The sequence below is a fragment of the Vibrio sp. 1167 genome (assembly GCF_033340375.1).
In the GTDB taxonomy this organism is placed as follows: domain Bacteria; phylum Pseudomonadota; class Gammaproteobacteria; order Enterobacterales; family Vibrionaceae; genus Vibrio; species Vibrio alginolyticus.
Window position 1 is genome coordinate 62,387 of record NZ_JAWOWK010000016.1, and the last position, 19,319, is coordinate 81,705.

The following is a 19,319-nucleotide window of genomic DNA, read 5'->3' on the forward strand; positions in this document are numbered from 1 at the left end:
CATTTTGTTCGCTTGAGCGCTTTTGCTTTCTTTTTTCTGCTCGCTATAGTGCTGAAGAGCTGATGAATAAGGAGACTAAGAAAATGGTGATGACTTTCCTGAACTAAGCCGGAAGTGATGCACTTCCGGTTCAATGCACTGAATTTATTTGTAAGACAAGGCATTAAGAAGGAAATAATCATGTTTGAACGCTGGTTCTCAGCGTACTGCTTGGCGCTGCGAACTTGGTGGTTAACCAGTCGCTTTTTAACCTATCAATCACCACTAAGGTTGTTATCGCTATTTGAAATCTGCGAGCAACAAGCCCATTGCCGTAACCGAACTCGTATTGCGGTTGGGGACACGGTTCGCTTAGTGGATGTTGAACGCGCCTATCAATATCGCATGACATTGGTCAGCTCGCGCAAGGGGCAACCCATGACAGGTATGCTCGCGGTCGATTCTTATTTGGGGTCTCGACTGTTAGGTCGAGCTAAAAATGATGCGCTCGAAGTGGAAATTTTTAATCAGCGACGCTGCTTTGTGATTACTGAAATTGTTCATCAATCGCAGCCACCAGCTCAGAAAATGCTGTGTGGTTGTCTGTTGTGCCAATAAATAGAGGTGAAGTCATGAGTAAGAAAGAAAAGAAACAACCGCAGTTGAGTCTAAAAGAAAAGCGCAAACTAAAGCAGGAAAAGGCGGCAGAAAAGGGCGTTGTAAAAGCGCGTAAATCCTCCCGCAAGTAAAGTGTAGATTGAGCCCTCCAGAACGGCGGGCTTTTTATCACTGATCGCGAAGTGATGAGGAACTAAGCTGTTCAAGGGGATAGTGGATGCTTTAAAAATTTTTTATTTTTTCCCTTGAAAGTCATTTTTGACGACCTTATATCTAGTTACGAAGAGGGTGACTGGCTTGCTAGAGACTAGAAGACCAGCCCTCTGAAATCGCTAAAACGAGATCGCTCAGAAGAGGATATGGCGTTTTAGCACACAACTTAAACCTTTAGATTCAATATCATGTCTCCGAGCCAAACCAAGGCCAGTGGAATGATAAGAATCTCTTAGTTCGGCGTTGGTTTTTGCATAAACACGCCAGTAGGATGAAACTCATCTGAACTAAGACTATTGCTTAATTAAGAGGATAGATTTATGCGTAATGTAGATTTCTCACCACTATACCGTAATGCAATTGGCTTTGATCGTCTGCTAAACCTGATGGAAGCGAATACAGCGAAAAATACTTCTGGCGGTTACCCTCCATACAACATTGAGCAAAAAGACGAGCACAACTACCGTATTACTATGGCCGTTGCTGGCTTTGCTGAAGAACAGCTCGATCTAACTCAAAATGAAAACATGTTGATCGTGAAGGGCGAGCGTAAAGCAGAAGAAGGCAAAAACTACGTTTACCAAGGTATTGCAGAACGTGATTTTGAACGTAAATTCCAGCTAGCGGATTACGTAAAAGTCGTGGGTGCATCAATGGAAAACGGTCTGCTTCATATTGATTTAGTTCGTGAAATCCCTGAAGCCATGCAACCACGTAAGATTGCTATCGGTGGCAACAACCTGATTGAGAACAACTAATCAGTTAACCACCCGGTTATAGAATGAGAAAGAGCGCCATATGGGCGCTCTTTTTAGTTTGGGGTTTTCAAATCCGCTATTTTAAAGCTGTAATTTCAAAGAGAAGAACGGCTGAGTTCAATCCGTCTATTTACCTTCGCGGTAAGCCTTTTCCACTTCTTCAGCGATAATCGCAATGCCTTTTTGCATCATCTCATCATCTTGAACGTAGTTCATACGCAGGCATTGGTGCGCGTGATCCCACTCGTCTTGCTGACCAATAAAGAAATATTCACCAGGGACAATCAATACGCCACGCGCTTTCAAGCGTTGGTACAGTTCCATTGTTGTGATTGGCAGTTCATCAAACCATAACCACAAGAAGATAGCGCCTTCCGGCTTGTGGATGCGGAATCGCTCATCGGTAATTGCTTGTTGGAGCAGTTCAACCGCACGTTGTGATTTTTGCTTGTAGAACGGCTTAATCACCTCTGAACTCAGTTTAAGCAGATCGCCTTTACCAATGATGTGGTTTGCCAACGCAGGCCCAACACTGCCTGGAGCTAGGCTGATGATGCCGTTCATATTGGTTAATGCTTGAGTGATTTCTTCACTCGCAATCACAATCCCACAACGCACACCTGGCAAGCCAAGTTTAGATAGGCTCATGCATAGGATGGTGTTTTCATTCCAGAACGGTTCGACATCTTCAAAGATGATGTTCGGGAAAGGTAGACCGTAGGCGTTATCGATGATCAGCGGGATGTTGTTCTCACGTGCTAGCTTGTCCAGCTTACGTACTTCTTCGTCTGTCAGTACATTACCCGTTGGGTTGGTTGGACGAGATGCACAGATTGCCGCAACAGAGTCGTCGACGGTTAGCTGCTCAAAATCGACGTGGTATTTAAACAGACCGTTATCTAACAGCTCGATTTCTGGGTGGTAAGAGATAAAGATATCTTCATCAATGCCTGCATCACCATAACCGATGTACTCAGGTGCGATAGGCAGTAGCACTTTCTTATGCGAACCATCTGGCTGTTTACCTGCCAACAAGTTGAACAAGTAGAAGAAGCCACTTTGGCTGCCGTTAGTTAGGCTGATGTTTTTTTCTGAAATATCCCAGCCGTAAGTTTCACGGAATAACTGAGCTAGCGCTTTGACGAACGCGTCTTTACCCTGCGGGCCATCGTAGTTGGCGAGGGCGGCGACGAGCTCCCCACTGGCGAGCATTTCCTCACTGGCTTGGTGAAAGTAATCGAGCATGGCAGGAATGGCGGCAGGATTACCTCCACCGAGCATGATGGCACCTGGTGTGCGCAGACCATCATTCAAATCGTCCATTAACTGCGTAATACCTGAATACTGATTAAATTTTTCACCAAACTTTGAGAACTGCATGCTGACTTATACCTAATTCATTGTGATTGCTTTGTGTATGTTTATGCCGATGTTTTATCGGCTTATCGAGTAATCCTTGACCTTACCTCAATGTGTAATTAACGCAAAGTGTGAATTAAGCCGAAAAAGAAAAAAGTGTGTCATCAGACCAGAGGGACGAGACTAAATGGCAAAAAGAACAATAAAAAAGGGAAGCTTATGCTTCCCTTGCTGGTGGAGAGAGTGTGATTTACTCACCGGTGTAAACAATCAACACCTTGTCGTCTTGGTATTGGCGTTCAAACGCGTAGTAACCTTCTTGGTTGCGAGTGATGTGCTTACCTTGAGCAACTGCTGGGTGGCGTTTACGGAATTCACCCAACTTTTGCCAATGTTTCAGTAGATCTTCTCGCTCGCCATGAATCTTATCCCATGGCATATCTGAGCGTGTGCCTTGGTGGGCGTCTGAACCAGTAATGCCAAAATCACGAGCTATCTCATCACCGTAATAGATTTGTACTGCACCGGGAGCCAGCATCAGTGCATTTGCTGCACGTGCTTGGTCATCAAAGCTGCGGCTGCGCGCTGACCAAAACAGTTGTGTATCGTGTGAAGACAGGTAGCTCAACACGTTGAACTCAGGATCGGTATTGATGCGTTCTGCATAACGGCGGTAATCATTATCAAGTTGAGCGAAACACTTCAGCGCTTTTGGTGCTACATCAGATTGGAACTCGAAGTTGATGATGGAGTCGAAGCCGTTGTCGAAATACGGGCTCTTCACCACGCTGTGTGCCCATACTTCACCTGTCATCCAAAATGGCAGGTCATCTAGTGCTTTGTCTGGATTGTTTTGCTTCCACTGGGCAAGGGCTTGAGTGGTGCTGGCTTTCAACTCTGCCCACGCTTCCATTTCAACGTGTTTAGCGGTGTCGACGCGAAAGCCATCAATGCCATAGTCACGTACCCAGTCGGATAACCACGTAATCAGATGCTCACGCGGGGTTTGCAGTTCATCTTGCGCATTGGTGTCTTTATTGCGGAAGAAGTTTGGTAGTCCGGTTTTCTGAGTTGATTCGGTTTTGAGATCCGGTAAGTAGTTCAAAGACATGGTGATGTCGTTGTATCCCGGCGCATCGTAATCGCCAATGTCGGTGCGGATCCAACCTTTGCCCCACCATTTATCCCACGCTTCGCTATCCCCGTATTTGATGTAATCGTTGAAGCTATGCCAGCTTTGTCCTGATTTTGGCTGCCAGTCGGTCCATTTTTCACCGAGGACTTCTTTGGCTTCTTGGTCATCAAGGTAAAGCTGACCAAAGCCGAATTCCTGCATGTCTGCTAATGTTGCGTAGCCAGTGTGGTTCATGACCACATCCCAAATCACGCGGATACCTTTTTTATGGGCAGTATCGACGAAGGTTCTGAGTTCATTTTCGGTACCCATGTTAGCATCAAGCTTGGTCCAATCTTGGTGATAGTAGCCGTGGTAACCATAGTGCTTAAAGTCGCCTTTATCGCCGCCGCCAACCCAACCGTGGATTTGTTCCAGTGGCGAGGTTATCCAGATAGCATTCACACCAAGTGATTCGATGTAATCGAGTTTTTTCGTCAGACCCGCCAAGTCACCACCGTGGAAGGTGCCAATCTCGTATTTTCCATCTTTGCTGCGACCGTAGCTGTTGTCGTTGTCTGGGTTACCGTTGTAGAAGCGGTCGGTCATGACGAAGTACACCGTCGCGTTATCCCAGCTAAATGGTTTATCGGCTTGCTGTTCAACCTCTTCTAGCAGCAATAGACCTTGGCTCATAGGACCCGGCTGCATGGTGACGCTGCCATTGGCGACAGTGGTTTCTTGTCCGGTTAAGGCGTCACGAACCACAGTGCCATCATTAAAGGTTTGAGCAACATTGATGGTTTTTGGCGTGTCAGTTGCGACAGGGCAAGAGTAGGTGATGTCCTGAGTCTGTTTTGGTTTGATTCTTACCGTCAGCTCGTTGGTGGTTGGATTGAGCGTAAATTGATAGGTATTGGCTTTGAAGATGCGCAGCGGCATTTGTGCATCAGTGGCGCAGTTATCCATTTTTAATGGACGATTGAACTTGATGCGATCTTCTTCTGCTAGGGCAAAGCTACTGCCACAACTTTGCTTGCTGTCAGCAATGGTAAAGGTGTAACTGCCTTTTTCGAGTTTTTGCTCGGCGACAAGTAAGCCCTGTGAGTTTTCCTCAAAAACAGCGGTGTCATCACCAACGCTTAATACGATGGCATTTTCTGGAATCTGGCTGCAGGCGCTCAGTAGACCGATAGAGAGTGCGAGAATTGTTTTTTTCATTGTGTCCTTCCCCCGAATAAACAGTCCAGTTATAGCAAAACTGTGCCTCTACAATCCGAGCTCTACACCAACAAGTTAAACGCGTCTCACCCTACAAATTTTAGTCTTGTTCACAAAGGCAACAAAAAAGGGAAGCATCTGCTTCCCTTTTACTTATTTCTTAATCACTCCGAAGAGTAATGAATTACTTTTGAAGCAAAGAAATGTCTGCGATCTGTAGGAACAGGTTACGCAGGTTGTTCAGTAGTGTCAGACGGTTCTTCTTAAGTGCTTCGTCGTCTGCCATTACCATTACGTTATCAAAGAACGCATCAACTGGTTCACGTAGGTCAGCTAGCTTGCTTAGGGCTTCTTGGTAGTTACCTGTAGCAAATGCTGGCTCTAGCGCTTCTGTCATTACTTCAACGCTTTCTGCTAGTGCTTTCTCTGCGTCTTCTTGTAGAAGTGCTAGGTCGATGTCTGCTGCTAGTTCACCGTCGAATTTCGCTAGGATGTTACCTACACGTTTGTTCGCTGCTGCTAGAGACTCTGCTGCTTCTAGTTCACGGAAGTGAGAAACCGCTTTAACTCGTTGGTCGAAGTCTGCTGGTTTAGTCGGACGACGAGCTAGAACCGCTTGAATGATGTCTACGCTGAAGCCTTCGTCTTGGTACCAAGCACGGAAACGACCAAGCATGAACTCGATAACGTCTTGTTCAACGTTGTCGTTGGTTAGGCGGTCGCCAAATAGTGACTTCGCTTTCGCTACTAGGTCAACAAGATCTAGGTTGTAGCCGTATTCAACGATGATACGTAGTACACCTAGAGATGCGCGGCGTAGTGCGAATGGGTCGCTGCCTTTAGGCGCTTGACCAATACCGAAGATACCTACGATAGTGTCTAGCTTGTCTGCCATTGCAACTGCAGTTGAAACACCGTTTGATGGCAGTTCATCACCTGCGAAACGAGGCATGTATTGCTCGTTCAGTGCTACTGCAACTTCTTCTGCTTCACCGTCGTGGCGAGCGTAGTGCATACCCATCACACCTTGAGTATCCGTGAATTCGAATACCATTGAGGTCATTAGGTCACATTTTGCTAGTAGACCAGCACGCTTTGATTTCTCAACGTCAGCACCGATTTGCTCAGCAATGTAGCCAGCAAGCTCTGTGATGCGGTCTGTTTTGTCTTTGATCGTACCCAGTTGCTTTTGGAAGATCGCTTGCTCTAGTTCAGGCAGACGGTCGATAAGCGGACGCTTACGGTCTGTGTTGAAGAAGAACTCTGCGTCAGCAAGACGAGGGCGAACTACTTTCTCGTTACCTTCGATTACGTAACGAGGCTCTTTTGATTCGATGTTCGATACGAAGATGAAGTTAGGTAGTAGCTTCTTGTTTTCGTCATAAACAGGGAAGTATTTTTGGTCACCTTTCATGGTGTAAACCAACGCTTCAGAAGGCACTTTTAGGAACTCTTCTTCGAACTTCGCTGTTAGTACTACTGGCCATTCAACCAGAGACGTTACTTCTTCTACTAGGTCATCTTCTAGGTCAGCGATACCGCCAACCGCTGCTGCTGCTTTTTGTGCGTCAGCTAGGATGATTGCTTTACGCGCTTCGTAATCTGCCATTACTTTACCGCGCTCTTCTAGGATCGCAGGGTATTGTTCAGCAGAATCGATAGTGAACTCTTGCTCACCCATGAAGCGGTGACCACGGATAGTGCGATCAGAAGCGACACCAAGGATCTCGCCTTCGATTAGGTCGCTGCCCATTAGCATGGTTAGCGTCTTAACTGGACGGATAAATTGAGTCGTTTTGTTACCCCAGCGCATTGGTTTTGCGATAGGTAGGTTTGCTAGTGCTTTCGCTGCAAGTTCAACTACGATCTCAGACGTTGGCTGACCTTTCACTTCTTGTTTGAACAGTAGCCATTCACCTTTGTCTGTAACCATGCGCTCTGCTTGGTCAACCGTGATGCCACAACCGCGTGCCCAGCCTTGAGCCGCTTTTGTTGGGTTGCCTTCCGCGTCAAACGCTGCAGAAACCGCAGGACCACGTTTTTCAACAACTTTGTCAGACTGGCTGTCTGCTAGTGCTGCGACTTTAAGTGCAAGACGACGAGGTGCCGCGAACCATTTAACGCCTTCGTGAGCAAGCTCAGCGCCTTTTAGTTCTGCTTCGAAGTTTGCTGCGAATGCTTCAGCTAGAGTGCGAAGTTGCGTTGGTGGTAGCTCTTCTGTACCTAGCTCGATTAGAAATTCTTTTGCCATGTTACTCTACCCCTTGCGCTTGTTCTTTCTTACACATTGGGAAGCCTAGAGCTTCACGCGATGCGTAGTATGCTTCTGCAACTGCTTTAGTCAGGTTGCGGATGCGTAGGATGTAACGTTGGCGTTCAGTTACTGAGATCGCTTTACGTGCGTCTAGTAGGTTGAATGCGTGACCAGCTTTTAGAATGCGCTCGTAAGCAGGTAGTGGCAGTGGCTTTTCAAGCTCAAGCAGCTCTTTACACTCTTTCTCGCACTGTTCGAAGAAACCAAATAGGAATTCCACGTCTGCGTGCTCGAAGTTGTAAGTCGATTGCTCTACTTCATTTTGGTGGAAGATGTCACCGTAAGTCACTTTGCTGCCGTCTGGTGCGATGTTCCAAACTAGGTCGTAAACAGAGTCTACTTCTTGGATGTACATTGCTAGACGTTCGATACCGTAAGTGATCTCACCAGTAACTGGCTTACACTCAAGACCGCCAACTTGCTGGAAGTAAGTAAACTGAGTCACTTCCATGCCGTTTAGCCAAACTTCCCAGCCTAGACCCCATGCGCCTAGTGTTGGGTTTTCCCAGTTGTCTTCTACGAAACGGATGTCGTGTACAAGAGGGTCAATACCAAGAACTTCAAGGGAGCCAAGGTACAACTCTTGAATATTGTCAGGCGATGGTTTTAGCGCTACTTGGAATTGGTAGTAGTGCTGAAGACGGTTAGGGTTTTCACCGTAACGGCCATCAGTAGGACGACGTGAAGGTTGTACGTAAGCTGTCGACATTGGCTCTGGGCCAAGCGCTCGTAGACAGGTCATTGGGTGAGAGGTACCCGCACCCACTTCCATATCTAGCGGTTGAACAATGGTACAACCATTTTGAGCCCAATAATCCTGCAGCGCGAGGATCATTCCCTGGAAGGTTTTGATATCGTATTTTTGCATAAGTCAGGTTCGCGCGATTCTCTTGTTACTCGTTAATTCGTCATCTATGCCGAGTTTTTCAACTCTAACAACGGCGATAAAGAGTAATTACGGTTGAATAAATTAACAATCTAGTATAACCAGATATTGAGCATGGGAGTAGAGCTAATCTTGATTAATTCGTGGGCGATTTTCTCCTTTAATGAATTTTTACCGCGTTATCTGCTGTATTTTTCCTAAAAGGGAGTTTTCGCCTGCTTTGGCTCTTGAGAAGCGCAACAAAGGTGGCTAGAATTGCGCCTGTCTTTGGGGAGTAGCTTACCTGATGAAGTTTCTGTTTCATCTGGTTCGTCCGTCAACATAATTGGTGCAAAATCACCATGGCGTTCGAGACTTGAAGCCTTTCAAGTTTAGCAAGACCTTAGACAAATCATCACGAACCGGGGTAGGGGCGTGAGGTTTGTCTTCGGTTAAAAATAATAATCCCTGCCCCAATGAGCATGTCGTGAGCGTTTTAGCTATTTCAATTACTACTGTAGCGTTAGCAGAAATTGGCGATAAGACCCAATTGCTATCTCTATTACTCGCAAGTCGTTACCGAAAACCAATCCCAATTATTGCAGCAATCTTTTTGGCAACTATTGCCAACCACGCTTTGGCTGCATGGTTAGGTGTGGTTGTCGCAGACTATCTATCACCTGAGATTTTAAAGTGGGTGCTGGTGGTCAGTTTTGTCGCGATGGCGGCTTGGGTTCTGATCCCGGACAAACTGGATGATGACGAGCAGATTTCTAATCGAGGCCCATTTATTGCCAGCTTTATCGCGTTCTTCGTTGCGGAGATAGGCGATAAAACTCAGATCGCCACTTCCATCTTAGGGGCGCAATACGCGGATGCGTTAAGTTTGGTGATTATCGGTACCACAATCGGTATGCTGCTGGCGAATGTACCTGTGGTCCTGATTGGTAAATTGTCGGCCGACAAGATGCCTTTAGGGCTGATCCGTAAAATCACCGCATTTTTGTTTATTGCTCTGGCAATAGGGGCTGCACTGTTCTGATTTTTTGCACGTGAAATGATGTGAGTTATCAATCATTAGTAGCGTGCTGCGCGAGTTCAAACTCTGACTCTAAATCGTTCCGTTGCGTGACGGATGACATATAAGTGTCATACTTGTCATGGTAGTTTAATGGTGTGAATGATAGCGAGAGGGCAAGTTTATGCTTACACGTTACATGGGGATGTCCCCGAAGAGTCAGAGTTATTTATTCACTTTTGGTTTAGCGCTGTGTTTACTAGCGATGGTGCTAACTGATATGTGGTTACCGATTGTAGCAGGATCGTTCGTTCTTACTGGATTGACAGTAGAAGCGTGGATTCGTGTCGCTCACATCATTCCTATGCATGAAGAGATGCGGGCAATGAAGAAACAACTTAACAAGCTCCAATCAGAAGTTCGCACACTCGAATACGACGAATAAACAAACGGCAGCCAATATAGGCTGCCGTTTTTAGTTCGACCAGATTATTCCAATCCTTTCTTGATCAGGTACTGATACGGAACTTGCTCCGTTTGTGCCGCAACTAACTGGTGGTCCATAAAGCGGCAGAAACTCGGAATGTCTCGAGTCGTGGATGGATCGTCTGCTTTGACCAGCAAAATCTCACCATCTTGCATGTTGCGAATTGTCTTCCTGACCATCATCACTGGCTCTGGGCAGCGCAGTCCTTGCGCCTCTAATGTCTTGTTTGCCAGTTCAGGATTAAAGCTCATAGTGTGATTCTCGTAACTAACTGAGCGTTGAATTTTACTTTCGTTGAAAAAATATTCAATAACCACTTGGCAAACCGAATTTTTTGTTTTACCTTAAATTAACAATTTGGTAACAACTGGCAAGGGAGAGGCAATGTTAACAGCGTTAGACAGACTTACGATTTACTCAGTGCTGTGTTTTATCTCGTTCTGTGCATTGGTACTTAGGACGCCAGCTGACACCTCTTTGACGCCTCTCGTAGGCATGGTTGCCACTATTATTGGGATTTGGATCGAGATGCGCAGATGGTCTGGCGCATCTGAGCAAGAAAATTAGCGCTTCTTGCTTGGATCAGAATGCTTTTAATAACGCTCACCTATTTTTTACCGACACTTCATTCCGACACTATCCCCATTTTTCTTGGGCTTCCCCGCTGAAAGGCGGGATTTTTTTTGCCTAAAGAGTACAATTTACCCAAACACATACAAAATAAGTGGCTAATTCGTGGAACTGGAAGATATCTATCGCCGAGATTTAAATTTACTGGTTGCGTTGCGAGTACTGATAGAAGAAAACAGTGTCAGTAAGGCGGCAACACGTCTGAACTTGAGTCAATCGGCAATGAGTCGTGTGCTTGGTCGTCTACGCGACTTATTGGGAGACCCGCTGTTTACTCGTCAGGGACAGCATTTGATCCCAACTCAGAAAGCGTTAGAGATCGATCGCTCATTGGGCGAGCCATTAGAGTCTTTACGTCAGTTGTTATCTCCGGTTGAGTTTGACCCATTGCAATGCGTACAGACTTTCAACATCGTGACCACCGATTATGCCATGCAAACGATATTACCGTTCGCTTTGCCGAGAATTTACCAAGAAGCACCAAATGTGTCTTTCAACTTCTTACCACTGCAACACGACCGTTTATCAGATCAGCTCACTTATGAAGGTGCAGACTTAGCGATTTGTCGCCCGACAGGCCCGGTGGAGCCTCTACGCAGTGAAGTGTTGGGGCGAGTGGGGGTGCTGTGTATGCTTTCAAAACAGCATCCATTAGCGAATAAAGAAATGAGCTTGGATGATTATCTGAGTCATCCACATGCCATGATCGCCATCAGTGATGGTGTTAAGGCACTGATCGAACAAGCTTTGATGGAGAAACCTAAGCGTAAAATGGTTCTGCGGGCTTATCATTTAGAAGCCGCATTGGCGATCATGGATACCTTGCCAATTATCATCACAGTGCCAGCGGACTTGGCGTATCTGGTTGCCGAGCGTTATGACTTGGTGGTGAAACCGTTACCATTCCAATTCACGCCGTTTGAATACTCGATGATTTGGCATGCGCGTTGCGAGCATTCTCCCGCTCAAGAATGGTTAAGAACGATTGTGCGTGAAGAGTGTAGCCGTCTGATAGCTAAACGTATCGAAGATATGGGACTGAACTGCTAACAAAAAAGAGCCAGCAATGCCGGCTCTTCGTCTGTTTACACTGAGTCAGTGTTTATAGCTTGATAACCACACGACCCGTTACTTGACCGTTGGTGATGTCTTCTGCATATTTCGGTGCTTCAGTAAGAGCAACTTCAGTACACGCTTGCTCGAAGTAGCTGTCTGGTAGTAGCTCGACCAGCTTTTCCCATGCTGCGATACGTTTCTCTGTTGGGCACATTACTGAGTCCACACCTTGTAGGCGAACATTACGTAGGATGAACGGCATCACTGTGGTTGGTAGATCAAAACCACCTGCAAGACCACAAGCTGCAACTGCACTGTTGTAATCCATTTGCGCCAATACTTTTGCTAGTACTTTGCTGCCTACAGTATCAACCGCACCTGCCCATACTTGTTTTTCAAGCGGACGTGCTGGTTCTTCAAATTCAGTACGGTCGATGATGCGGCTAGCACCTAGTTTTTCAAGTAGCGGGCCGTTTTTCTCTACACGACCTGTCACTGCAGCAACTTTGTAGCCAAGCTGTGCTAGAAGCGTTACTGCGACTGAGCCTACACCGCCACTTGCGCCAGTTACAAGGATTTCACCATTTTCAGGTTTGATGCCTGCATCAAGCAGTGCTTGAACACATAGCATGCCTGTGAAACCAGCAGTACCAACCATCATTGCTTTCTTGCTGTCTAGACCTTTTGGTAGTGGTACTAGCCAATCTGCTTTTAGACGAGCACGCTGAGACATACCACCCCAGTGGTTTTCACCCACGCCCCAGCCAGTAAGGACAACTTTGTCACCAGCTTGGTAGCGGTCGTCTTCTGAGCTTACTACCGTACCTGCTAGGTCAATACCTGGCACCATCGGGAAGTTACGGATGATTTTACCTTTACCTGTGATCGCAAGACCGTCTTTGTAGTTTAACGATGAGTAATCAACGTCAATCAGAACGTCGCCTTCAGGCAGTTGTGTTTCATCGATTTGCTCGATGTTAGCGATAGTACGTTTGTCTTCTTGATTTAGAACTAGAGCATTAAACATAAGGTTCTCCGATTGTGCGGTAGCATGACTCTGGGTCACATGCAGCAAGATATCAACTGGTCTAAGTGTATGTCTTCTTTGTCTATGAATAAAATGAAACTTGAGCATTTAATGTATGCTCTTCATGCATGTTTGATGTAAAACAAAAAGGGCGACATCAATTGTCGCCCTTAAGTGTAATACTAAAAATTTTAGTATTAGTTCATTTGCTTATGATTGTTGGCTCGATCACTACAACAACGTCTTGAACTGTTATGGTCGTTCAAATACTGTCGCAATGCCCTGACCCAAACCGATACACATGGTGGCCAGACCGTATTTCGCGTCTTTCGCTTCCATTAGGTTGATCAACGTTGTTGAGATACGTGAACCAGAACAGCCGAGTGGATGACCCAATGCTATCGCACCACCATTAAGGTTGACTTTCTCATCCATAACATCAAGCAGGCCTAAGTCTTTAGCACACGGCAGAGACTGCGCGGCAAATGCTTCGTTTAGCTCAACCACATCCATGTCTTCAATTGAAAGACCGGCACGCTTGAGCGCTTTTTTCGTCGCAGGTACAGGACCGTAACCCATAATAGAAGGATCGCAGCCCGCAATGGCCATGCCTTTAATACGTGCACGAATATTCAAGCCAAGCTCATTGGCTTTCTCTTCGCTCATGATCAACATCGCTGATGCACCATCGGACAGAGCCGATGATGTACCGGCTGTTACTGTACCGTTTGCAGGGTCGAACACTGGGCGAAGTTGAGATAGACCTTCAACGGATGTTTCAGGGCGAATCACTTCGTCATAATCCAGAGTGAACAGTGTGCCGTCTGCTGCGTGGCCTTCAATTGGTAGAATTTCGTTTTTAAAACGACCCTCTACGGTTGCTGCGTGCGCACGAGCGTGAGAGCGAGCGGCAAACTCGTCTTGTTGCTCACGGCTAATGCCATGTAATTTACCCAGCATTTCAGCCGTTAAGCCCATCATGCCCGCAGCTTTTGCTACGTTCTTTGACATACCTGGGTGAAAGTCTACACCGTGGTTCATTGGCACATGCCCCATGTGCTCAACACCACCAATTAGGCAGATTTCAGCATCGCCAGTCATGATGGCACGTGTACCATCGTGAAGCGCTTGCATTGATGAGCCACACAAGCGGTTCACCGTCACGGCGCCAATTTCAATCGGCAGACCAGCAAGCAGCGCCGCATTACGTGCAACGTTAAAGCCTTGCTCTAGTGTTTGCTGTACACAGCCCCAGTAGATGTCTTCAATCTCGCTTGGGTTCACTTGTGGGTTACGCGCAAGAATGCCTTTCATTAGGCGCGCAGATAGATCTTCTGCTCGTGTATGACGGAAAGCACCACCTTTAGAGCGACCCATTGGAGTACGTAGACAATCGACTACGACAACATTTCTTGTTTGATTAGTCATTTTAGAATCCCTCCTTAGATAGAACCTTGCTGTTGTGCACCGTAAAAGCTTTCACCTTTCGCAGCCATATCAATCAGCATTTGCGGTACTTGGTACATCGCACCTAGCTCGGCGTGTTGTTTTGCCATTTCAACGTATTCAGCAATACCCACGCTGTCTAGATAGCGGAATACGCCACCGCGGAATGGAGGGAAACCAAGACCATAAACCAATGCCATATCTGCTTCCTGCGGAGTTGCGATGATGCCTTCTTGTAGGCACAGCACCACTTCGTTGATCATTGGAATCATCATACGTTGAATGATGGTCTGATCGTCAAAGTCCTGCTTATCGGCACAAACGTCAGCAAGTACCGGTAAGATCGCTTCGGAGAAGGTTTTCTTCGGCTTACCTTTTTTATCTATGGTGTAGCTGTAGAAGCCATTACCATTTTTCTGACCATATTTGTCTGCTTCGAACAGTGCATCAATCGCATCACGACCTTGTTTACCCATACGCTCAGGGAAACCGTCAGCCATCACAGCTTGTGCGTGGTGCGCGGTATCAATGCCGACTACGTCAAGCAAGTACGCCGGTCCCATCGGCCAGCCAAACTTACGCTCCATGACTTTGTCGATTTTCGTAAAGTCAGCACCATCACGAAGTAGCATGCTGAAGCCGCCAAAGTATGGGAACAATACGCGGTTAACGAAGAACCCTGGGCAGTCATTAACGACAATTGGTGATTTGCCCATTTTCGCAGCATACGCCACAACACGATTGATGGTTTCATCAGAGGTGTGCTCACCACGGATGATCTCAACAAGAGGCATACGATGCACTGGGTTGAAGAAGTGCATACCACAGAAGTTTTCTGGGCGTTTTAGTGATTTTGCCAATAGGTTGATAGGAATCGTTGAGGTGTTTGAGGTGATAACGGTGTCGTCACCGACATGGGATTCAACTTCACTTAAAACTGCTGCTTTTACTTTCGGGTTTTCAACGACAGCTTCAACAATCACATCAGAGTTTTCAATACCTGCGTAATGTAAGCTCGGTGTGATTGACGCTAAAATACCCGCCATCTTAAAGCCATCAATGCGACCGCGAGATAAGCGTTTATTCAGCAGCTTAGATGCTTCAGTCATGCCTAGGTCGAGCGACGCTTGCGCGATGTCTTTCATTAAGACTGGCACACCTTTTAGCGCTGATTGGTAAGCAATGCCGCCACCCATGATACCTGCACCTAACACGGCTGCACGTTGCGTGTCTTTACTTGCTGACTTCGCTGCTTTTTTCGCAATGCCTTTGATGTATTGATCATTAAGGAATAGGCCAACGAGTGATTTTGCTTCTTCCGATTTAGCCAATTTCACGAAGTGCTTACGTTCAATGTCTAACGCTTCATTACGTGCAAAGCGAGCACCTTCTTCAATCGTGATAACGGCTGTCATTGGGGCAGGGTAGTGAGGGCCTGCTTTTTGTGCCACCAGACCCTTCGCCATGGTGAAGCTCATCATTGATTCAAGCTTACTCAGCGTTAGCGGAGATGTTTTCTGTGCTCGGCGTGCTTGCCAGTCAAGTTTCTCGTTAATTGCAGAGTTAAGAGTTTGTAGTGCTGATTCGTATAAAGCATCAGTCTCTACAACTGCATCGAGTAAGCCAATTTTCAATGCTTCATCCGCACGGCATGCTTTACCTTGGGTGATGATTTCCATTGCGCTGTCTGCGCCAATAACGCGAGGTAAGCGTACACAACCACCAAAGCCAGGCATGATTCCCAGTTTCGTTTCTGGTAGGCCGATGCTGGTGGTTTTGTCACCAATACGCATGTCTGTTGCTAGCACACATTCACAACCGCCACCAAGAGCGTGGCCTTTGATCACTGAGATGGTCGGAACGGGTAAGTCTTCTAATTTGTTAAAGATGCTATTAGCAAATTGCAGCCATTGGTCGAGCTCGGCATCCGTTTTAGCAAACAGACCTAAAAACTCGGTAATGTCTGCGCCTACAATGAATGCGTCTTTATCTGAAGTGAGCAACAACCCCTTGAGGCCTTGATGGGCAATGAGCGCATCAAGAGCTTTATCTAGCGATTCCAATGTCGCTAGGTCGAGTTTGTTGACGGATTTTGGAGAGCAGAAGCTTAGCTCTGCAATACCATCTTGTATTTCCTTTACCTGTAGGGTTTCGGCTTGGTAAATCATTGTCTATCTCCATGACATACAATCGTGGATTGTCTGTATACCTATTTCAACGACGCCGTGTACCTCGGCAAATAGGTATCGAGGAAGTCGTTTTATTTTTGTTCTGGTTTGACCAGTAAAGTTAGTTTGGATCGTGGATTGTCTAATTTCAATACATTTTTTAAACAAGTGTTTAACATTGTGCGCTGTGGCAGATCTTATGCGACGGGTAAATCACACTCGTGATAGACTTCAGGCAAATAAACCTGAATCCATAATCCTATGAATGACAAGCCTTATCTGATTCCAGCAGAGCCCGCTCAATTTGAAGAAGAAATTAAAAAGAGCGTCTTCATTACTTATTTGGCACACACGCCAAGTATCGAAGCTGCAAAAGCATTTGTTGATCAAATCAAAGCTAAACACGCTGATGCTAGACATAACTGTTGGGGCTTTGTTGCTAGTCGACCAGAAGATTCGATGCAGTGGGGCTTTAGTGATGATGGAGAACCTTCAGGGACGGCAGGTAAACCGATCCTTGCTCAGCTGTCTGGATCTGGTGTGGGGGAGATCACGGCTGTGGTCACGCGATACTCTGGTGGAATCAAGTTAGGTACAGGCGGCTTGGTTAAAGCGTATGGGGGTGGGGTACAACAAGCGCTCAAGCTGCTTCAAACTATTGAGAAAAAAATAACCACAAAGCTCAGACTAACGTTAGACTATGGGTTTATGCCGATCGCACAATCAATCATGCCGCAATTTGGTGCGATAGAAGTCGAGGCTGAATACAGCGATCAGGTCGTATTAGTGGTGGAAATTGAGCTTCGAGAAGTGAGCGCGTTTACCCAAGCAATCATTAATAAAAGCGGGGCAAAGGCAATTGTCACTCCGCTAGACGGACAATAATGAAAAACAGGAAGCAACAGGGACAGCTTCGCTAGTCAATTTATCCATGCAATTTCGTTCAATTATTCGAATCGTCGGGCTACTGCTCGCACTCTTTAGTGTCACTATGCTTGCGCCAGCACTCGTTGCGCTGATCTATCGAGATGGTGCTGGTGTGCCTTTTGTCACGACATTTTTTGTTCTGCTGTTTTGTGGGGCCGTTTGTTGGTACCCAAACCGCAGGTATAAGCACGAGCTTAAAGCTCGAGATGGCTTTCTTATTGTCGTCTTATTCTGGACAGTACTTGGCAGTGCAGGCTCGATCCCCTTTCTCATTGCTGACAACCCGAACGTCTCAGTGACAGATGCGTTTTTTGAATCGTTTTCTGCTCTCACGACGACCGGGGCGACCGTTATTGTTGGTTTGGATGAGTTACCTAAAGCGATTCTATTCTATCGACAGTTACTGCAGTGGTTCGGCGGTATGGGAATCATCGTATTAGCGGTGGCGATTTTGCCAGTACTTGGCATTGGTGGTATGCAGCTTTACCGCGCCGAGATCCCTGGTCCAGTCAAGGACACTAAAGTGACGCCGCGCATAGCAGAAACTGCTAAGGCGCTTTGGTACATCTATTTGAGCCTGACTATCGCCTGTGCTTCGGCTTTTTGGTTAGCTGGTATGACGCCATTTGACGCCATCAGTCACAGCTTTTCCACCATTGCTATTGGCGGCTTCTCTACCCACGATGCCAGCATCGGATATTTTGATAGTTACGCGATTAACCTGATTACTGTGGTTTTTCTGCTTATATCTGCATGTAATTACACACTGCACTTTGCTGCATTTGCATCAGGTGGCGTACATCCCAAGTATTACTGGAAAGATCCTGAGTTTCGCGCCTTCTTGTTTATTCAAGTGCTGCTATTTATCATTTGCTTTCTATTATTACTGAAACATCATTCTTACACATCGACATACGATGCTTTCGATCAGGCTCTGTTCCAAACCGTATCAATATCCACAACAGCGGGCTTTACGACAACAGGTTTTGCGGATTGGCCGCTCTTCTTACCTGTGCTGTTATTGTTCTCTTCCTTTATAGGTGGTTGTGCTGGTTCAACAGGCGGCGGCATGAAAGTGATCCGTATCCTGCTTCTTACCTTACAAGGTGCGCGTGAACTAAAACGTTTAGTCCATCCACGCGCGGTTTACACCATCAAAGTAGGTGGCAGTGCCCTACCGCAACGTGTTGTCGATGCGGTTTGGGGTTTCTTCTCCGCATACGCATTGGTATTTGTGGTTTGTATGTTGGGGTTGATTGCAACAGGAATGGATGAGCTCAGTGCGTTCTCGGCGGTGGCTGCGACTCTGAACAACCTCGGTCCTGGCTTGGGAGAAGTGGCGCTTCACTTTGGTGATGTTAACGACAAAGCAAAATGGGTATTAATAGTTTCTATGCTGTTTGGTCGTTTGGAAATCTTTACCTTACTTATTCTACTTACGCCGACGTTTTGGCGTAGCTAAGGGGAAATCGTGGCAAAAGCATTATTTCTATACTCTTCCCGCGAAGGGCAGACTAAAAAAATTCTCCACTATATAGATGAACAACTTCCAGATTTCGATTGTGAGCTGGTGGATTTACATAATGTCGAGACGATTGACTTCAGCCAATACGACAGAGTATTGATAGGCGCCTCTATTCGCTATGGCCATCTTAATAAAAAGCTATACCAGTTTATTGAGCGAAACCTCAATCAATTGGAGCAAAATAAAGTGGCATTTTTCTGCGTAAACCTAACCGCTCGTAAAGAGGACCAAGGAAAGGATACACCTGAAGGTAGTGCCTACATTCGCAAGTTCCTAATTAAGTCGCCTTGGAAACCAACGCTAATCGGTGTTTTTGCTGGTGCACTTTATTACCCACGTTATAGCTGGTTCGACAGAACTATGATTAGGTTCATTATGTCGATGACGGGTGGCGAAACCGATACGACCAAAGAGGTGGAGTACACCAATTGGGAAAAAGTGGCTCTTTTCGCAGATAAATTTAGAGAACTGTAGAAATAACGTGCTCTTTTGACCGCTTTTGATGCAAATTTATCCGAACGATAAAAAAATCAAAAAAAACGAGAAAAAGGGCTTGCCAATGTGATCGCAATCTCTATAATGCCACCTCGCTGA

General features: G+C 46.3%; 17 protein-coding genes. 9 read left to right on the forward strand and 8 right to left on the reverse strand.

Features of this window, described 5'->3' with window-relative positions:
* The first annotated feature begins 180 nt into the window (after window positions 1-180).
* Complete coding sequence (locus R7Z78_RS21805; RefSeq protein ID WP_104975723.1) at window positions 181-597, forward strand: GreA/GreB family elongation factor; 417 nt, start codon at window positions 181-183, stop codon at window positions 595-597.
* Window positions 598-1,130: 533 nt separating this feature from the next.
* Window positions 1,131-1,568: an Hsp20 family protein gene (locus tag R7Z78_RS21810; RefSeq protein WP_005378857.1), complete on the forward strand. Its 438-nt coding sequence runs from the start codon at window positions 1,131-1,133 to the stop codon at window positions 1,566-1,568.
* Window positions 1,569-1,694: 126 nt separating this feature from the next.
* On the opposite strand, the gene R7Z78_RS21815 is transcribed toward R7Z78_RS21810, so the two are convergent.
* The 4 genes from R7Z78_RS21815 to glyQ all read right to left on the reverse strand — a co-directional run bounded on the left by R7Z78_RS21815 (window position 1,695) and on the right by glyQ (window position 8,444).
* Complete coding sequence (locus R7Z78_RS21815; RefSeq protein WP_025768941.1) at window positions 1,695-2,948, reverse strand: valine--pyruvate transaminase; 1,254 nt, start codon at window positions 2,946-2,948, stop codon at window positions 1,695-1,697.
* Between the two features lie 229 nt (window positions 2,949-3,177).
* Window positions 3,178-5,262 carry an alpha-amylase gene (locus tag R7Z78_RS21820; protein ID WP_169643940.1) on the reverse strand — a complete coding sequence of 695 codons (2,085 nt, stop codon included), beginning with the start codon at window positions 5,260-5,262 and terminating at the stop codon, window positions 3,178-3,180.
* Window positions 5,263-5,446: 184 nt separating this feature from the next.
* Entirely contained in the window at window positions 5,447-7,513 is a 2,067-nt protein-coding gene (glyS, locus tag R7Z78_RS21825; RefSeq protein ID WP_005378875.1) for a glycine--tRNA ligase subunit beta, read from the reverse strand.
* A 1-nt stretch (window position 7,514) separates the two neighbouring features.
* Window positions 7,515-8,444, reverse strand: a complete 930-nt coding sequence (glyQ, locus tag R7Z78_RS21830) for a glycine--tRNA ligase subunit alpha (protein WP_064376850.1) — start codon at window positions 8,442-8,444, stop codon at window positions 7,515-7,517.
* A gap of 484 nt (window positions 8,445-8,928) precedes the next feature.
* Between glyQ and R7Z78_RS21835 the strand changes: the two genes are divergently transcribed.
* Window positions 8,929-9,483, forward strand: coding sequence for a TMEM165/GDT1 family protein (locus R7Z78_RS21835; RefSeq protein ID WP_005378877.1), 555 nt, complete (start codon window positions 8,929-8,931; stop codon window positions 9,481-9,483).
* A gap of 160 nt (window positions 9,484-9,643) precedes the next feature.
* Window positions 9,644-9,904: a hypothetical protein gene (locus R7Z78_RS21840; protein ID WP_005378878.1), complete on the forward strand. Its 261-nt coding sequence runs from the start codon at window positions 9,644-9,646 to the stop codon at window positions 9,902-9,904.
* 44 nt (window positions 9,905-9,948) lie between these two features.
* Here R7Z78_RS21840 and tusA read toward each other — a convergent pair whose 3' ends face one another.
* A complete protein-coding gene (tusA, locus tag R7Z78_RS21845; protein ID WP_033906598.1) occupies window positions 9,949-10,197 on the reverse strand; it encodes a sulfurtransferase TusA in 249 nt (82 codons plus the stop codon).
* A gap of 133 nt (window positions 10,198-10,330) precedes the next feature.
* Between tusA and R7Z78_RS21850 the strand changes: the two genes are divergently transcribed.
* Both R7Z78_RS21850 and R7Z78_RS21855 read left to right on the forward strand, forming a co-directional pair.
* Window positions 10,331-10,513, forward strand: coding sequence for a hypothetical protein (locus R7Z78_RS21850; RefSeq protein ID WP_005378880.1), 183 nt, complete (start codon window positions 10,331-10,333; stop codon window positions 10,511-10,513).
* 168 nt (window positions 10,514-10,681) lie between these two features.
* The gene (locus R7Z78_RS21855) at window positions 10,682-11,626 is read left to right on the forward strand and encodes a LysR family transcriptional regulator (protein ID WP_017821924.1); all 945 of its coding nucleotides are present in this window, start codon (window positions 10,682-10,684) and stop codon (window positions 11,624-11,626) included.
* Window positions 11,627-11,678: 52 nt separating this feature from the next.
* On the opposite strand, the gene R7Z78_RS21860 is transcribed toward R7Z78_RS21855, so the two are convergent.
* From R7Z78_RS21860 to fadB, 3 genes are all read right to left on the reverse strand, one after another.
* Complete coding sequence (locus R7Z78_RS21860; RefSeq protein WP_054730021.1) at window positions 11,679-12,659, reverse strand: MDR family oxidoreductase; 981 nt, start codon at window positions 12,657-12,659, stop codon at window positions 11,679-11,681.
* Window positions 12,660-12,911: 252 nt separating this feature from the next.
* Window positions 12,912-14,087: an acetyl-CoA C-acyltransferase FadA gene (fadA, locus tag R7Z78_RS21865; protein ID WP_169643941.1), complete on the reverse strand. Its 1,176-nt coding sequence runs from the start codon at window positions 14,085-14,087 to the stop codon at window positions 12,912-12,914.
* Window positions 14,088-14,101: 14 nt separating this feature from the next.
* Complete coding sequence (fadB, locus tag R7Z78_RS21870) at window positions 14,102-16,273, reverse strand: fatty acid oxidation complex subunit alpha FadB (protein WP_054579435.1); 2,172 nt, start codon at window positions 16,271-16,273, stop codon at window positions 14,102-14,104.
* A 261-nt stretch (window positions 16,274-16,534) separates the two neighbouring features.
* Between fadB and R7Z78_RS21875 the strand changes: the two genes are divergently transcribed.
* Genes R7Z78_RS21875 through hemG form a run of 3 tightly spaced genes read left to right on the forward strand, consistent with a single transcriptional unit; the run spans window position 16,535 to window position 19,199 of the window.
* The gene (locus R7Z78_RS21875) at window positions 16,535-17,158 is read left to right on the forward strand and encodes a YigZ family protein (RefSeq protein ID WP_025768945.1); all 624 of its coding nucleotides are present in this window, start codon (window positions 16,535-16,537) and stop codon (window positions 17,156-17,158) included.
* A gap of 46 nt (window positions 17,159-17,204) precedes the next feature.
* A complete protein-coding gene (locus tag R7Z78_RS21880; protein WP_005378893.1) occupies window positions 17,205-18,662 on the forward strand; it encodes a TrkH family potassium uptake protein in 1,458 nt (485 codons plus the stop codon).
* Between the two features lie 9 nt (window positions 18,663-18,671).
* Window positions 18,672-19,199, forward strand: coding sequence for a menaquinone-dependent protoporphyrinogen IX dehydrogenase (gene hemG, locus R7Z78_RS21885; RefSeq protein WP_005378894.1), 528 nt, complete (start codon window positions 18,672-18,674; stop codon window positions 19,197-19,199).
* Window positions 19,200-19,319: the final 120 nt, after the last annotated feature.

Coding starts and splice junctions, on each gene's coding strand:
- fadB (WP_054579435.1), bottom strand. CDS start 16,273: ATGATTTACCAAGCCGAAACCCTACAGGTAAAGGAAATACAAGATGGT.
- R7Z78_RS21860 (WP_054730021.1), bottom strand. CDS start 12,659: ATGTTTAATGCTCTAGTTCTAAATCAAGAAGACAAACGTACTATCGCT.
- R7Z78_RS21805 (WP_104975723.1), top strand. CDS start 181: ATGTTTGAACGCTGGTTCTCAGCGTACTGCTTGGCGCTGCGAACTTGG.
- glyQ (WP_064376850.1), bottom strand. CDS start 8,444: ATGCAAAAATACGATATCAAAACCTTCCAGGGAATGATCCTCGCGCTG.
- glyS (WP_005378875.1), bottom strand. CDS start 7,513: ATGGCAAAAGAATTTCTAATCGAGCTAGGTACAGAAGAGCTACCACCA.
- tusA (WP_033906598.1), bottom strand. CDS start 10,197: ATGAGCTTTAATCCTGAACTGGCAAACAAGACATTAGAGGCGCAAGGA.
- R7Z78_RS21880 (WP_005378893.1), top strand. CDS start 17,205: ATGCAATTTCGTTCAATTATTCGAATCGTCGGGCTACTGCTCGCACTC.
- R7Z78_RS21840 (WP_005378878.1), top strand. CDS start 9,644: ATGCTTACACGTTACATGGGGATGTCCCCGAAGAGTCAGAGTTATTTA.
- R7Z78_RS21820 (WP_169643940.1), bottom strand. CDS start 5,262: ATGAAAAAAACAATTCTCGCACTCTCTATCGGTCTACTGAGCGCCTGC.
- R7Z78_RS21875 (WP_025768945.1), top strand. CDS start 16,535: ATGAATGACAAGCCTTATCTGATTCCAGCAGAGCCCGCTCAATTTGAA.
- fadA (WP_169643941.1), bottom strand. CDS start 14,087: ATGACTAATCAAACAAGAAATGTTGTCGTAGTCGATTGTCTACGTACT.
- R7Z78_RS21815 (WP_025768941.1), bottom strand. CDS start 2,948: ATGCAGTTCTCAAAGTTTGGTGAAAAATTTAATCAGTATTCAGGTATT.
- R7Z78_RS21850 (WP_005378880.1), top strand. CDS start 10,331: ATGTTAACAGCGTTAGACAGACTTACGATTTACTCAGTGCTGTGTTTT.
- R7Z78_RS21810 (WP_005378857.1), top strand. CDS start 1,131: ATGCGTAATGTAGATTTCTCACCACTATACCGTAATGCAATTGGCTTT.